At 49.1% G+C, this 14,269-nt stretch carries 15 protein-coding genes; 11 read left to right on the top strand and 4 right to left on the bottom strand.

Annotation, left to right across the window (positions count from 1 at the left end; translation table 11 throughout):
- Window positions 1-131 precede the first annotated feature (131 nt).
- Window positions 132-563: a response regulator gene (locus EI42_RS27290; protein WP_246046413.1), complete on the bottom strand. Its 432-nt coding sequence runs from the start codon at window positions 561-563 to the stop codon at window positions 132-134.
- A gap of 201 nt (window positions 564-764) precedes the next feature.
- On the opposite strand from EI42_RS27290, the gene EI42_RS27285 reads away from it, so the two are divergent.
- Entirely contained in the window at window positions 765-995 is a 231-nt protein-coding gene (locus EI42_RS27285) for a helix-turn-helix domain-containing protein (protein WP_111325805.1), read from the top strand.
- Window positions 996-1,089: 94 nt separating this feature from the next.
- Here the strand turns inward: EI42_RS27285 and EI42_RS33525 are convergent, their stop codons facing one another.
- The 3 genes from EI42_RS33525 to EI42_RS27270 form a co-directional block, all read right to left on the bottom strand.
- Window positions 1,090-1,377: a hypothetical protein gene (locus tag EI42_RS33525; protein ID WP_111325804.1), complete on the bottom strand. Its 288-nt coding sequence runs from the start codon at window positions 1,375-1,377 to the stop codon at window positions 1,090-1,092.
- A gap of 539 nt (window positions 1,378-1,916) precedes the next feature.
- On the bottom strand, window positions 1,917-2,297 hold the full coding sequence (locus EI42_RS27275) for a DUF488 family protein, N3 subclade (protein WP_137686210.1): 381 nt from the start codon (window positions 2,295-2,297) through the stop codon (window positions 1,917-1,919).
- 215 nt (window positions 2,298-2,512) lie between these two features.
- Window positions 2,513-2,743: a helix-turn-helix domain-containing protein gene (locus tag EI42_RS27270; RefSeq protein WP_170142948.1), complete on the bottom strand. Its 231-nt coding sequence runs from the start codon at window positions 2,741-2,743 to the stop codon at window positions 2,513-2,515.
- 291 nt (window positions 2,744-3,034) lie between these two features.
- Between EI42_RS27270 and EI42_RS27265 the strand changes: the two genes are divergently transcribed.
- The 10 genes from EI42_RS27265 (at window position 3,035) to mtaB (ending at window position 14,269) form a co-directional block, all read left to right on the top strand.
- On the top strand, window positions 3,035-3,679 hold the full coding sequence (locus EI42_RS27265; RefSeq protein WP_111325801.1) for a hypothetical protein: 645 nt from the start codon (window positions 3,035-3,037) through the stop codon (window positions 3,677-3,679).
- A 202-nt stretch (window positions 3,680-3,881) separates the two neighbouring features.
- Window positions 3,882-5,531, top strand: coding sequence for a DUF3987 domain-containing protein (locus EI42_RS27260; RefSeq protein ID WP_111325800.1), 1,650 nt, complete (start codon window positions 3,882-3,884; stop codon window positions 5,529-5,531).
- Between the two features lie 381 nt (window positions 5,532-5,912).
- Window positions 5,913-6,905 (top strand): toprim domain-containing protein, encoded by a 993-nt coding sequence (locus EI42_RS27255; RefSeq protein ID WP_170142947.1) that lies wholly within the window; start codon window positions 5,913-5,915, stop codon window positions 6,903-6,905.
- Window positions 6,850-7,107: a helix-turn-helix domain-containing protein gene (locus EI42_RS35010; RefSeq protein ID WP_111325798.1), complete on the top strand. Its 258-nt coding sequence runs from the start codon at window positions 6,850-6,852 to the stop codon at window positions 7,105-7,107. The genes EI42_RS27255 and EI42_RS35010 overlap by 56 nt, the downstream gene beginning before the upstream one ends.
- 19 nt (window positions 7,108-7,126) lie before the next feature.
- Complete coding sequence (locus EI42_RS27245; protein ID WP_111325797.1) at window positions 7,127-8,284, top strand: tyrosine-type recombinase/integrase; 1,158 nt, start codon at window positions 7,127-7,129, stop codon at window positions 8,282-8,284.
- Between the two features lie 386 nt (window positions 8,285-8,670).
- The gene (locus EI42_RS32855) at window positions 8,671-8,841 is read left to right on the top strand and encodes a hypothetical protein (protein WP_170142945.1); all 171 of its coding nucleotides are present in this window, start codon (window positions 8,671-8,673) and stop codon (window positions 8,839-8,841) included.
- A 461-nt stretch (window positions 8,842-9,302) separates the two neighbouring features.
- Window positions 9,303-11,657, top strand: a complete 2,355-nt coding sequence (locus tag EI42_RS27240; protein ID WP_111325796.1) for an MMPL family transporter — start codon at window positions 9,303-9,305, stop codon at window positions 11,655-11,657.
- A 110-nt stretch (window positions 11,658-11,767) separates the two neighbouring features.
- Window positions 11,768-12,043, top strand: a complete 276-nt coding sequence (locus tag EI42_RS27235; RefSeq protein WP_211326370.1) for a glutaredoxin family protein — start codon at window positions 11,768-11,770, stop codon at window positions 12,041-12,043.
- A gap of 42 nt (window positions 12,044-12,085) precedes the next feature.
- On the top strand, window positions 12,086-12,670 hold the full coding sequence (locus EI42_RS27230; RefSeq protein ID WP_111325794.1) for a DUF2085 domain-containing protein: 585 nt from the start codon (window positions 12,086-12,088) through the stop codon (window positions 12,668-12,670).
- Between the two features lie 129 nt (window positions 12,671-12,799).
- On the top strand, window positions 12,800-14,269 hold the full coding sequence (gene mtaB, locus EI42_RS27225; RefSeq protein WP_111325793.1) for a tRNA (N(6)-L-threonylcarbamoyladenosine(37)-C(2))-methylthiotransferase MtaB: 1,470 nt from the start codon (window positions 12,800-12,802) through the stop codon (window positions 14,267-14,269).

The raw sequence follows: 14,269 nt of genomic DNA, 5'->3' as shown, positions 1-14,269 counted from the left end.
AAACATAACCCTCTGGTGTGAAGCGAATGTGTGCAAGGCGACTCAGCTCCTTGTGAAGCTGGTGGAAGCGCTCATTTGCCTTTCTCCGCTCTTGGCTTCCATCTGGCAGTTCACGGTAAGTGAACCAAGCATCATTCAGTTTCTTCAGAAGCTGAAGAAGCGTCGTCTCCGATTTTTGGCATGTGTTCGGTTGGGAGATCTGCTGCATGAATATTCTCCTGAACTGTTGCGACGATATCTTGCACAATCAAAGGTTTCGGGATCAGCCCGGCGCCGCCTGCCAGAAGCGCCTTCAGGCGGTCAACGACACCGGTGCGTCGAGAGAGGAAAAGTATCGGAACAGCGGAAAGCTTCGGATGTGCCCTGAAAAGTTTGGCTAATTGATACCCGCTCATTTCTGGCAAGTTGACTTCGATCAAGAAGAGGGCGGGCGGATCGAAACAGTCAATGAGATTCTTATATGCCTGCCTCTCATCCGCAAAAGTGAGGACCCGAAAGCCTGCACGAGACAAACATACTTCAAGAATTTTGCAGCTTGTCTTTGAGCAATCAACAACTACCACTACTTTCTGATCCCTCACGTTGCACACCCGCTTTCCCTACTCGAACGTTCCTCTCTTTCTCTATTTTACCATAAAAATAGCGCTGTTTTTATGGCGCTTCAAAAACAGCGCTATTTTTTTCTCACTGTCAAAACAGCGCTGTTTTTACTATGCTAAAAATACAGCGTTGTTCTGACAGCGATATTATTTTGCAGGAGCTAAATGATGAAAACCCGACTACGAGTGAAAGAAATTGCCAAGGAGAAAAACATGTCTATGACGAGGCTGCACATAGAAAGTGAAGTCCCTTATTCAACCATAAGAAATATATTTAAGAACCCTTTCCAGGGTGTCACCACATACACCCTGGCAAAACTTGCCGGGGCATTAGGCGTGGAGACGCGTGACCTTCTGGAAGATGTGCCAGATGAGGCAGATGAGCCAGCCGAATAAGTATTCCCTGCATGGCAAAAGCTGTGCAGGACGCTGGCAGAAAGTAGGAAGTACTGTCATCTGTGCGAACATACATAAGTATGATATAATAGGATTATCCCGTTACGTTCAACGGGGCAGGATTTTCGTTGTTAGTGAACACAACCACAAACAGAACAAGAAACCCGCTGGTGGTCAGGCCAGCGGGTTTTCTTGTTTTTTGGTGCAATCCCTCAAAGGGAATTTCCCCAAAATTGCCTGTTTTTCCCCCCAGACTACCAGATAGAGCTTTCAGCTTCTGTATGCCCCAAAATTTCAAAATTTGGGGCCGTAGAGCATTCATTAACATAAGACGTTGGGTCGTCAGCAGGAAGTTCACTGCCGATGAATTGTTGACGGGCATATTCATGCTGTTGAAGGATAAGGCAACACGTCATCTGGCTTATGGAGCTTGCTAGAGGCCAGTTGTTGACATGTTGACGTTGTTGACAATAAGCGATTAAAAAAGGGGAGCGAAAGAAAATGTTGACAGAGCAGGGGTGTTGAAGAGGGATGTTGAAGCTCACCTTCCACGCGTAAACCAGCGCTACAAGCAGACTGAACCGAATTTGTTGACATGTTGACATTGTTGATGGTTGAAAAAGAAAATTCTCCTTCTATACAAATAATAATAATAATAGTAATAACATATTATTATTATTATTATGTTATGTTGTTAGTACAAATTAGTTTATTTTATATTATATAATAGAGTAGTTTTTTTAAGTTAATTATCAACAACGTCAACATGTCAACAAAAGGGCTTCAATTCCCTGCTAGAGCCAGTTTAATCGTTGGAGAGGAACCTCAACACCATTCAACACAAAACCGAAGCGTCAACACTTTTCCCTCTGCTCTGGCAACAAAAAAGAAGCCCCTGCTGGCCGTCGCAGGGGCTTGAAACTATTTGAGCTTGATCACCAGGTCAGGGCGATAACTCTTAAACCACCGGGCTAATAACTGCCGGTGGCAGAACGCCTGTGGGGGACAGAAACAGCAGATGGTGATATCCTTGTTCGGGTCCAAGCTGTCGATGAAGGCCCGAACCTGCGCCCCACGCTTTTTGAGCACGCCTGCATATCCGCGTATGTACTCGCCCTGGCTGATTGGCTGGTATTGGCCCGTAAAGCGATCATCCCCCTGCCATGCTTTGTAGCCATAGACGAGGGCCGCCGTGGGAGTCAAGCAGTCAATGTTGTCGGGTCTTCCTTGTAGGGTGACGCAACACGTCACAACGCGCCCGCGATGTGCCGGGCGGTCACTGAGGCTTGCGAATATGATCACCGAGCACCCCCTTTTCTCGTGATATCAACTATGTGGATTCCCTGATATTTGAGCAGAACCGGCAAATTATTCATGAATTTCTTCCATTCCCTTATGACTATGCGTCAATACATACGGTTTGCCTGATGAGCTATACTTTAACAAAGATAGTAATCAAGCTTTAGCACACGGAGCGAAGCAGGTTTCCCAGGCCCTCAAGGCGCCGTGTGCCGGAGCTACGCATCTTCTTCGGATCTTTTATCTACTGCTTTCTTTCCTACAAATTTCCTGGATTCAAGGTAATTCTCAATATCACCTCGTCGAAACTTCCAAGCGGAACCAATCTTGTAGCCTGGAAAGTCTCCTGCTTCCATCATGCGAATAACTGTTTTGCCACTTACTCCAAGTAGTTTCCCAGCCGCATTAGCAGAAAGCTTTTCTTCTGCATTGCTAATTTCTTTATTCATTAGTGTGAACCCCTTTCTCTCTGTCATCTGACCATCAGTTGATGTTCATTTGACTGTCAATTGACAGGTTTAGTATATCATCTCATGACGATGAATGTCTAGTTTGGCCTATTAGTACTGTGTTTAAAAATTTGTCCAATTTGTCTTGATTTTGCTATTTTGGGGTGCTATACTACTCTCAACGAGGATACAACCTCACAGAAAAGAAAAAACGCGTCGATCTCTGGTTCAAGTTACCAGCTAGGACAGAGCCGACGCGGTAGTACAAAACTACGAAAGGAATTGTATCAGATGACTACAGCACTCGCAACCCGCACATCCCGCAAGCAGGCCGTCCGTAAGCCCTATCATCCTGTCGTACTGATTCGTGTGTATGACAAGGCGACAGGGGCAGTCCTGGGCTACCTTGCCCCGAGCCGGGACGGAAAAAACTACTACCAGGTGACGTGCAGCGAACATGGCCGCTGGCATTGCACCTGCCCGGCGACGTGCGAATGCGTGCACATTCGCGCCGTCAAAGAGATGTGCGAGCTTCGTGTGAAGCTTGGTCGCCCTGGTTGCAAACCCCCGATGCAGCCTATCGCCACTGAGCAAGATGAGAGAGCGCAAGCAACTCCTGCACCGGCACCTTCCGAGCAGGATGAGAGAGCGCAAATCAAAACGCGCATCCAGCGGATAGAAGATGATTTAGCGTTGGGCTCACTGATTGAAGGCGGACTGCCTGAAGAAGAGGTGTCTCGTCTTCAGGACGAGATTTCTCAGTTGAAAGCGTTGCTCCAGACCACCGATCCTTTATCGCCATTCTCTCAGGCTGAAAGAGTCTCTCCGAGAATCCCACACTGCGTGAAGATGGGAAATACGTCGTCAGCTCCTGCAAACGATTGGCGCACAACGTCGCCACTCTCTTCCAGCTCTGGCTTTTCGTTCATGCGGTGAAGACGAGTGATTATTCCCCACGCCAGAAAACTCCAGTTCTTCTGACGCCCTATCATGAGAGCGCCAGAAGAACTAGCTCAACTTTATAGGCTCGTTGACTTTCATGCCTATGAATGGTATCATTGTTAAACATTATTATGCATAGTTATGCAACAAGAATGAGGACTTAAACGGGACAATTCTTGTTTTCAGGGTGGCTTATATGGAAACACTCACAAAAGGTACAGAAAAACAAAGAGCGTACCTACAGCAACTTCTTCAAACTGGTCAGGTACCGCCTGAGAGTGACAGGCCTGATTTTGAAGATTTAGAACAGGCAGTGCAGATCCTCGAAGAAATAGCGAGGGAGTCAGGTAAAACACGCTCGCTGGAGCTTACAGCCAGGATGTTTGCAAAACAACATCCTGCACTTGCAACACTGTTTGCCGAACAGGAGCAAGGGAAGCCCGTAGATCTCAATCTCAATACTCCTGACATCCCTCCCCTGCCATCTGAGATCTATATTGCCCCCGAAGTCGGAGAAGGGGCGTGCCGATGGCTTCATGAATACGAGGTTTTCTCGAGGACATGGAGTCCTCGCGGCTACAAGCATTTTCATACGGCTGTCGGGATTTGGCTCCTCTCAGTCATAGCCGCTCGGAGAGTTGTAATCCCGTTGGGGGACAACTATACTCCGCTTTTTATTGCTCTTGTTGCACCCACAACACAATATGCAAAATCGACAACGGCCAAAATTGCGCAAAAAGTGCTCAAAGCGGCCGGTCTTTCCTGGTTGCTTGCGCCTGACATAATGACACCCCAGAAAATGATGTCGAATATGGCTGGCTCTCTTCCGAGGGGATATGAAGATATGGAGCCAGAGGAGCAAGTTATTGCGCAGCTTAAGTATGCATTTAGTGGGCAGATTGGGTGGTTTTATGACGAGTTCGGGCAACACCTGGACTCAATGATGCAGCAGAACGGCGCAATGAGCGATTTCAAAGGGATACTGCGAAGGATGGATGACTGCGCTGACACAGCCAGTTATGACACAATTACCCGTGGGCTAGAGGAAATAAAAAAGCCATATATGGCACTTCTGGCGTCGATGACACCGGCTGATGCGCGGCCTCACGCCGGTCGCGGAGCGAAGTTCTGGCGAGACGGGTTCTTCGCCCGTTTCGCGTTTGTCACGCCACCCGCTGCATCAAATGACGACAGTGAGGCTCGTTTCCCTATCGGGCGCATGACTGTCCCGATGAGCCTCACTCAACCTCTCGTTAAATGGCATCAGCGGTTAGGGATACCAAAAGTCGAATTCATCCAAAAAACAAATAAGCAAGGCGATGTCATCGAAACCAAAGTCAAACGAGGTGAGCTACCAGAGAATGTCTGCCAAGTCGACGAAGACGTTGCAAAAGCATTCTACGACTACCTCTTTGCGCTTATGCGAATAGTACGAGATTCTCAATTTGAAGACCTTGCAGGGAACTACGGGCGATTGCCTGCAAAGGCCTTACGCATTGCAGGCCTGTTTGCATCTCTCGAAAATGATGGGCATATCCAGATGTGTCATTGGGCAAAAGCCAGAGAGATTACGGAGGTCTGGAGAAAGTGTTTACATATACTCTATGCCCAGATCAACATGGATGACGAGAGCCTGAGTGATCAGGCAGAACGAAAACTCCTCCAGATCATTGAACGTCTGACAGAGAGATTTAAAATCCCTCCCACCGTCCGGGACATCCGGATGTATTTCAAGCGGTATGATTCTGCCATTTTGAGAGAGAAACTCAATGCGCTTGTAGCAGTTGGGACGCTCATAGAGCTGCGTGAGGGCAAAAAGTCGCGTTATCAGATTGTTAACGACTAGAGGAGAGAACACATGGTTGATACGAGCCACATTGACCCCGTAGCGTTCTACTCTCGCTACGTCCAAATCGCAGGTAAGCCTAAGAGAGTAAATGGAGAGATACAGTGGAACGGCTCCTGCCCCTGGTGTCAGGGGAGTACTGATCGTTTCATGTTTTCCGAAACTGGAAGGTACAGTTGTGCCATTCGCAGCAGCGGATGTGGACGGCACGGTCCCGATGTCATTGCCTTCCTGAGAGAATATGAAGGGATCTCATTTAAAGAAGCTTGCTCACGTCTTGGCATCGAGTCGACAGGAGAAAAGTATGCAAATCCAGGCATTTCTGAAAGGTCAAGAAAAGTTATTGAACGGCTCAAGCAGAAAAAGAAGTATGGTGACACGATGCCACCATCTGAAGACTGGCAGAAGCAAGCCAGAGCACGTCTCGAACTGTGTCAGAAATTCCTCTGGGGAGAGGTCGGTAAGCATGCGCTTCAGTATCTGAGAGAGCGGGGGCTGTCAGATCAGACTATTAAAGATGCTCAGTTAGGCTATATTCCTTTAAAGAAAGACGGACGCTGGTATTGCGATCCGCCTGAGAAATGGGGATTGAAATCCGATCAATGCCAAAAAGTCTGGCTCCCAGAAGGGATACTTATCCCGTGGCAAGGGGATGGCCACATCTGGAGACTCAATGTGCGCCGCCTGACTGGTCTTCGCGAAGGGTCTCCGAAATACATCCAAATCCCCACCAACGGCGGGGATGGACTCTATAACGTCGATCAGGTAGCACTCGATCAACCGATTGTACTGGTTGAATCTGAATTGGATGCACTCAGCGGGCAGCAGGAAGCGGGAGATCTGGCCGTGTTTCTTGCGACGGGCGGCACCTCTCGCGGTCGCAATGAGCGCTGGCTCGCACGGCTATCGAAAGCCAAATGTGTCCTCATCGCCTTCGATGATGATGAGGATAAACATGGGGTACGCCCTGGTGATCGGGCGGCAAAACAGCTTGAGCAACTTATTCCGCACGCGATCCGCTGGTTGCCCTGGTCACACGACATCAACGACATGCTCAAAGCCGGCCAGAGTATACGCGCCTGGATCAAAACAGGGATCCAGGCATATGACTTGATTTCGAGCCCCTCACTCACGAAGCTGTCGGAGCCTGCACAAGAAGATGCAACAGATGAACTCCCCAGAAACTGCTGTATCTGTTGGGAGAGCCTGGATGCTTCAGGATTGGACTTCAACTTTTCCCCTGACGGCAAGCAGCTTTACTGCGAGCGGCATACCCCGCAATGGCTTACTCAATATCTCAACAAGATTCGACAGCTAAATGCTCCTAGTACCATCAAGGAAGATGCTTATGAAAAGGGGAAAGCCACAGCCTAAGCCAGTAGAGATAGAAGCGCTACTTACACCTGCTGATCTCATAAAAATTCTGAAGTTAAGCAGAGCAACTGTATATCGTTTATTACAGGAAGGGAATCCTGAAGGAATACCCTTTATCTGGATAGGAGATTCAAAAAGGGTTTCCCCCTCGGACTTGCGGGACTGGCTCGCGGTCCGAAAAACAAGTAGTTTCCAATTCTAACTGAGGAAGGAGAGGAACCATGCCTCGAAAAAGTCACTACGGAGATGGCTCTGTTTATCAGCGCAAAGATGGGCGATGGGAAGCCATTATTTTTCACGAAGGCAGGAAAATCTCCGTTTATGGGAAAACGGAGATTGAAGCTCGAAAGAAAATGCGAGAACGGCAAAGGCAGGTACTCGCTGGAGAGATCGCGAGGGACCCTACTCGTCAAACAGTAGGTGATTACTTATTACAATGGCTTGATTCCTGTAAAGTGGGAATTAGGCCCCACACAACCAAAAACTATCAGTCTCATATCCAGCATGTTTTAAACCATCCAATCGCGAAGATCCAGCTACAAAAGCTAACGAGAGAACATATCCAGAGCTTCTATAATACGCTCAATCTTGCACCCAGTAGTATGCGCACGCTGCATACTACTTATAAAAAGGCTTTCCAGGATGCTGTAGAAGCTGAGAAGCTCGTCAAGAATCCTTGCCACAAGGTTAAACTCCCTCAGCCACAAGACGGGGAAATGCATGAGCCCCCGCCAGAAAACATTGTGGTGATTATTCAAGATATTCTTGATATTGCTCAAGCGGAATTCGAACAAGAACAGAGTCGAATATCTCTCATTGTGTTGTTCGCGATAGCAACAGGAATGCGGATCGGAGAGCTGGCCGCTTTGCGATGGGAACACCTGGATTTAGAAAAATCACTGGTTGCTGTTCGAGGTACATTAATAGAAATAGAAGAAATAAAAATTGGCCCTCCCAAAACCAAAAGCAGCAAAAGAAATATTGTACTCGCAGATTTTGCGGTGGAGGCACTCAGAGCATACCGCGTAAAGCAGTTAAAACAAAAATTGCAAACCAAAAATTGGGAACAACTCAATTTAGTGTTTGCTAATCGTAAAGGAGGCTTTCTACAGACCTCACTTATTCGCAGACAATTTAAAGCGTTCCTCAATCAGCACGGCATTCTTGAGAAGTATCGTTTGAGGAAATTCAAATTTCACTGGTTGCGACATGGCACAGCCTCAATCCTCTTTGCAATGGGAATTCCAATTGAGGTTATAGGGCAGATGCTTGGTCATACGCGAGCATCTTCCATAACAGCAAATATCTACACCCACATTGACCAGCAGCTTCACATTCAAGCTGCCTCTGCAATGAACAAACTGGTTCAACACCAATAAAGGTATAGATCACCGTCAAAACTGCCGTCAAGGCAATATTAAACCTCAAAAGAAGCCGCTTTATTGGCTGATCCACAAGGGAAATAAAGAAGAATTACATTACTCGTTGGTGAAATCGGAAATTTCTCTCCACAATTATATCAGAGAACGAAAGGCCTTACAAGCAACAAAAACCGGTTAGGAAGAAAAGGCGCTTCCCTCCATGTCGCCTCCTCAGGCATAAGGAACGAAAGCGGCTCTTCTTCCATAGAAGAGGAACAGCCACTTTAGCGATTCTTCAATCATCTCTTTACTTCTTTTCTTTTGTCTCTCCAAAAACTGCAAGATTTTCTCTCGCTCCTAACACCTTTCTCATAAAACAGTATGCAAAAGGAGCTATGATCACTATGAATACACTCAAACGTCTTTTTCTCTCTCTGATATTGACCGTCACCATCCTGCTCGGTAGTTATATAGGATCGCTTTCACAGATGCTGCAACCCGCTCATGTGCTCGCGAAACCAACCATCCATATGCAGAACAACTGTCCACCACCGCCGATTGATTGCACAATTTAATAAGTACAACAGTATGTCCAGAGGAAGGGACTTCCTCCTGTCCCTTCCTTTTTCGCTCACAACCAATTTTCAAAAAATATGAGGTTAACCTCGAAATTCATGAAACCCTGAGAGCAGAAAAAGGATCTAAGCTTTTAGATCCCAAAAAGAAAGCGCTTTACCTCGGGCATGTCTTCGGCTTGCTTTTTATGCAGCGCACGCACCGCCTGCCTGCTATAATAAAGCGCGATATGCCTTCACTCTGGCGCAATCAGGCAACGAGAGCAAGCGAGCGTTGAGGCTGGTTCTCCCCCCGGGTCGGACAGGACGTGGGAAGAGAAGACATGGTAGAAGCATTATAAGGGATGAGGACCGAGAAGCCTGGCCCATTTTTCCGCTGTTCTCCCAGCCAAACCTGATTACTGGCATGCGAAAACAATTCTCTACATACTGTAGTAAGCACAAGGGAAGTTTGCATACACATGAAATCGACACATACCGAGACTGTAGAAGAGAAACAACAATTGCAAACACCTCCAGCCCGTGAGGCACACGGCATCTATCGCATTGGCCTTGCCTATGGTCACTTTATCTATCGCGTTCGCTGGTTTGTCCTTGCCCTCTGGGTTCTCATCATCGCGGTCAGTGCCTTTTTCGCGATAAAAACGCCCTCACTCTTCAGTGGTGGCGGCATTGAACTCAAAGGCAGTGAATCCGTCCATGTAAAACAGCTTCTAAAAGACAAACTAGATGCCCCCGCATCACAGGCTGTTGTTGTCTTCCAATCGGAGAACACAAAAGTCTCCGACGCCGACTATCAAAAAGAGATTTCCGACCTCAAAGACAAACTCAAAGATTTCCCCCATCTGAAAAATATTACGACTGGCGGCATTGGCAAAGATGAGAAAACAACCTTTCTCGTGCTGAATTTCGATGCTGATGCCAATGATATGCAGGATCAGGTTCCAGCCCTCCGCGACAAGCTTCCAACCGGAGATAAGGCCAGTCCGGCGCACGTCTATCTAACATCCGAGCTTCCGCTGACAGAGGAACTGCTGCATCGCACACAGGAAGACGTTGAGCGGGCCGACCTGTTCGCCCTACCTGTTGCGCTCGTGATCCTGATTGTCGTCTTCGGCACTCTTTCAGCCGCCGCGATGCCACTGCTGCTGGCAATTCTTGCTGTGGTAATGGCCCTGGCAATTGTCTATCCAATCGCGCTCAATATGGAGGTCAGCAACTATGTATTGAGCGTTATATCTATCATTGGTTTAGGCGCATCTATCGACTATAGCTTGTTTATTATTCGGCGCTTCCGTGAAGAACTGGCTCAGGGCTATCCGGTTCGGGAAGCGATCGCATGGACAATTGCGACTGCCGGTGAAGCGATTCTCTTCAGTGGCCTGCTGGTAATCATCGGCTTTGTCGGGCTATTGCTGATCGGCCTGGGCATTATCACATCCATTGGTATTGGCGGAGCAGCGGTCATCGTTGCAGCGGTCCTGGCAGCCCTGACCTTTCTGCCTGCACTACTCAGCATTGTGGGTCATCGCGTGAACTCAATTCGCATCCCATTCCTCTGGAAGCTCACCATGCCCACATCTGGGGACGGCTACAATAAGCCTGGCGGCTTCTGGCATCGCCTCGCGCTTGGTGTGATGAAACGGCCATTCCTCACCATTCTGATTGTCTGTGTGATTCTGGTTGGTCTGGGCTGGCCCGTGCTTTCCATGCGCATTGGCACCAGCAGCGAGACCATGCTACCCAAAACGGCCCCCTCTCGCCAGGGACTTGAGGTTCTCAAACAGCAGTTTCCAGACCAGTTTGAGAATCAGCAGATCCAGATTGTCGCACAGACAAAAGATAAGAGCGACGTACTGACGAAGGATCAGTTGAATCACATCGCCGATTTGAGCGACTGGCTGAAGAAACAGCCACACGTCAAGGACGTTTCCAGCATTATGAATCCTCCTTCGGCTCCGGGCAGTCCCGCACTGACGAAGGACCAGCTCATTATGCTCTACACGACCGGCGCATATAAACAGAATCCGGCACTGGTCCAGTTTGTCGAGTCCACCACAAAAGATGATCTTACCCAGATTACCGTGAGCTCCGACACGAAAACCAATACCTCTGAAGCGAACGACCAGATCACCCATCTGCGCAATGAAGGGGACAAAGCGGTTGAGAACATCACCGTGCATGTCGGTGGTATGCAGGCGATCTATATGGATTTTGATAATTTCCTCTATGGAAATTTTCCGAAAGCCATCATCTTTATCGTCTCTGCGACCTTCATTCTGCTGATGTTGATGTTCCGCTCACTGCTTCTGCCACTCAAAGCGGTTATCATGAACGCGCTATCGATCAGTGCGACTTATGGCGTTCTGGTCTTCATTTTCCAATGGGGGAACTTCAGTAACATTCTGGGCTTTACCAGCAATGGCTTTGTAGATAACATTGTGCCGATTCTGCTCTTCTGTATCCTGTTTGGCCTCTCGATGGACTATGAAGTGTTCCTTTTGAGCCGGGTGCGTGAAGAGTGGCTTCACACCTCGAATAATACGCTTGCGGTTGCCCGTGGTCTCGAAATGACCGGCAGCGTGATTACAAACGCCGCCCTACTCTTTCTGGTTGTGACCGTCTCGTTCATCTTCACATCTCTGACGGTCACGAAAGAACTGGGCGTTGGCATGACGATTGCCATTCTCGTCGATGCGACGATTGTGCGTTCGTTGCTTGTCCCGGCAACTATGCGTCTGCTCGGTCGCTGGAACTGGTGGCTACCGGGTCGTCCGCTACCGAAGGAAAAACCGATTGAGGATCACCTATCATAAGTGAGTGCCAGAAATCGCAAGCGGGAGGGCTGAGGTCCTCCCGCTTTCCTTTGTCTTCTGGGGAAAAGCGTCGTATGATATTACTATCACTATCTTTTGGAGGAAACTTTTTGAGCACGCGACCACAACACCCATTACAGGTTGTTCTCTATACAAAAGCGGGCTGTCATCTCTGCGATGAGGCTCGCGACATACTGGACAGGATTGCGGAAGAAACCGAGTTCGATCTAACCGAAACCGATATCCGCAAAGATCTTGAGCTCTTTGAGCGCTACCGATACCGTATCCCCGTCATTACGATCAATGAAACTGTGGTAGCTGAAGGACGTATAGAATATAGTGAACTGGCCTCTGTATTCGCAGCACTACAAGAGAATCGATTGTAACACAGCAAAGAGGCGCAACAGCTCAGGAAGGATGAACATGCTATGGCATCACCAGCCTCACCAATCAAACAATCTCAACCAAGACGGGGCCTGCTTGCCTGGCCAGAACATATTCTCAATCTGTTGATGGACCACTGGGCCCTTATCATTACACTGGTCTTCGGGCTCCTGGTTCTGGCAGCTTTTCTTGTGCCAATTCTGGCGTTTCTGGGTTTGAATAACCTCTCAAAACCGCTGTTCTATTCCATGCATCTCGTCTGCGGGCAGATACCATCACACTCATTTTATCTCTTCGGGCATCAACTTGGTTTGTGTCAGCGTAACTTTTCGATCTACACATCTATGTTTCTGGGGAGCCTGATTTTCGTCCTGACGAAGAAGCGTATCCCCGGCCTACCCTGGTGGCTCTGGGTGCTTATGTGTGTTCCGATGGCCCTTGACGGCTTCACACAGATGTTCGGCTGGCGCGAGAGCAATATGTTCCTTCGCCTGTTGACTGGCTCGCTGTTTGGTCTGGGCTGTGTCTGGTTCGCGCTCCCGTTGATGCATAAAAATCTGATGGAGACCGAACCTGTTCCCACAGCTCCACAGCAACCACAAGTGCCACAGCCAGCGGCTCGGCCATAAGCAGCTACTACACAATGCAACCAGAATGCGCTATAATTGGTGCGTTCAAAATTGAGTGCGCGCCACTCACTCCATTGTTGCCACACAGCATCTACAAACTAGTACAGAAAGCGACAAGTAAAGGGAACCATGTCAAACAGCTCACCACGAGGAAACACATTTGCAGTTACCACCCTGGGCTGCAAGGTCAATCAGGCCGACAGCGAGGCCATCGGCGAGCAGATGTCCGCCGCTGGCTTTGAGCAGCGCGACTTTAACGAGGTTGCAGACATCTACATTGTCAATACCTGTACAGTCACACATCTAGGCGACCGAAGCTCACGGCAATTAATCGCTCAGGCACATCGTCGCCACCCGGATGCGCTCCTCGTGGTCACTGGCTGCTATGCTGAATTGAACCCCAAAGCGGTCGCTGCGTTGCCCGGTGTCGATCTAGTTGTAGGCAACACGGCAAAAGATACACTGGTTGATACGATCAAGCAGCGTTTATTCACCACTGAGCCCGACACAGCAGAGACATCGAATAATAAGCCCGCTCCCCGAGGGCGTAGTCTGCCGGTCCTCCCGCTGGATACACAGCATATCGGCAGTGATACTGAGCTGACGTTCCTCCCGGCAGAGCCGGAGCCGCAGCCAGAGAATCCCTCAGGCCTCGCACCTTTCTATCACACCCCTGAGGCCCCGGTCGAGCCCGCTCACAACCGGATCTTCTCACGTACCCGCGTGCAGATGAAGGTGCAGGATGGCTGTGACAACCGCTGTACCTACTGTATTGTGCCCTATGTACGTGGCAAGTCACGCAGCCGCAGCATCGAATCGGTTGTGGAGCATGTGCGCCGGAAGGTCCGTGCAGGCTATCAGGAAATTGTGCTGACCGGGATTCATCTTGGCGACTATCATCCCGATCCGGAAGAGAAACAGGATCTCGGCGACCTGATTTCAGCCCTGCTGAAGGAAACGGAGATCCCGCGCATCAGAGTTTCCTCTTTGGAGCCGGAAGATTTCCGTCTTGAATGGCTGGAACTCTGGGAGAATCCTCGCATGTGCCGACACTTCCATCTCCCGATGCAAAGTGGTTCCGATGCGATCCTACGCCGTATGGCCCGCCGCTACAACTCAGAGCGCTATCGCACTATTGTTACTACCGCCAAGCGACTGATCCCCGGCGTTGCCATCAGCACCGATATCATTACTGGCTTCCCGGGAGAAACAGACGAGGACTTCGAGCTAACCTACCAGATGGCAAAAGAGCTTGAATTCGCGAAAACCCATGTCTTCCGCTTCTCCCCACGCCAGGGAACAGCAGCCGCTCGAATGAAGGGTCACATCAAAGAGAACATCAAGAAAGAGCGCAGCGCCCGCTTGCTTGAACTGAACGAAGAGCATAGCCGCCTCTTCCGTGAACGCTTCCTGGGCGAGACTGTTGATGTGTTGATTGAACAGTACAAGCACGGCTGCTGGGAAGGACTGACCGATAACTATATTCGTGTCGAGCTCCACGACCTGCCAGAGACTACAGACGATTGGCAGCATAAGCTTGTCAAGGCGCGCCTGTTGCATCTCGTCGACGATGGTGTCTACGGGCAGTATGTAGAATAA

It is taken from the genome of Thermosporothrix hazakensis, from assembly GCF_003253565.1.
In the GTDB taxonomy this organism is placed as follows: domain Bacteria; phylum Chloroflexota; class Ktedonobacteria; order Ktedonobacterales; family Ktedonobacteraceae; genus Thermosporothrix; species Thermosporothrix hazakensis.
Note: the sequence above shows the minus strand (reverse complement) of the source record. Positions and strands in the feature narration are given on the sequence as shown.

Excerpts from the sequence above, each read along its gene's own strand:
- EI42_RS33525 (WP_111325804.1), bottom strand. The coding sequence starts at position 1,377 with ATGCCCGTCAACAATTCATCGGCAGTGAACTTCCTGCTGACGACCCAA.
- EI42_RS27285 (WP_111325805.1), top strand. The coding sequence starts at position 765 with ATGATGAAAACCCGACTACGAGTGAAAGAAATTGCCAAGGAGAAAAAC.
- EI42_RS27255 (WP_170142947.1), top strand. The coding sequence starts at position 5,913 with ATGCCACCATCTGAAGACTGGCAGAAGCAAGCCAGAGCACGTCTCGAA.
- EI42_RS27230 (WP_111325794.1), top strand. The coding sequence starts at position 12,086 with ATGGCATCACCAGCCTCACCAATCAAACAATCTCAACCAAGACGGGGC.
- EI42_RS35010 (WP_111325798.1), top strand. The coding sequence starts at position 6,850 with ATGCTCCTAGTACCATCAAGGAAGATGCTTATGAAAAGGGGAAAGCCA.
- EI42_RS27260 (WP_111325800.1), top strand. The coding sequence starts at position 3,882 with ATGGAAACACTCACAAAAGGTACAGAAAAACAAAGAGCGTACCTACAG.
- EI42_RS27245 (WP_111325797.1), top strand. The coding sequence starts at position 7,127 with ATGCCTCGAAAAAGTCACTACGGAGATGGCTCTGTTTATCAGCGCAAA.
- EI42_RS27270 (WP_170142948.1), bottom strand. The coding sequence starts at position 2,743 with ATGAATAAAGAAATTAGCAATGCAGAAGAAAAGCTTTCTGCTAATGCG.
- EI42_RS27240 (WP_111325796.1), top strand. The coding sequence starts at position 9,303 with ATGAAATCGACACATACCGAGACTGTAGAAGAGAAACAACAATTGCAA.
- mtaB (WP_111325793.1), top strand. The coding sequence starts at position 12,800 with ATGTCAAACAGCTCACCACGAGGAAACACATTTGCAGTTACCACCCTG.
- EI42_RS27265 (WP_111325801.1), top strand. The coding sequence starts at position 3,035 with ATGACTACAGCACTCGCAACCCGCACATCCCGCAAGCAGGCCGTCCGT.
- EI42_RS32855 (WP_170142945.1), top strand. The coding sequence starts at position 8,671 with ATGAATACACTCAAACGTCTTTTTCTCTCTCTGATATTGACCGTCACC.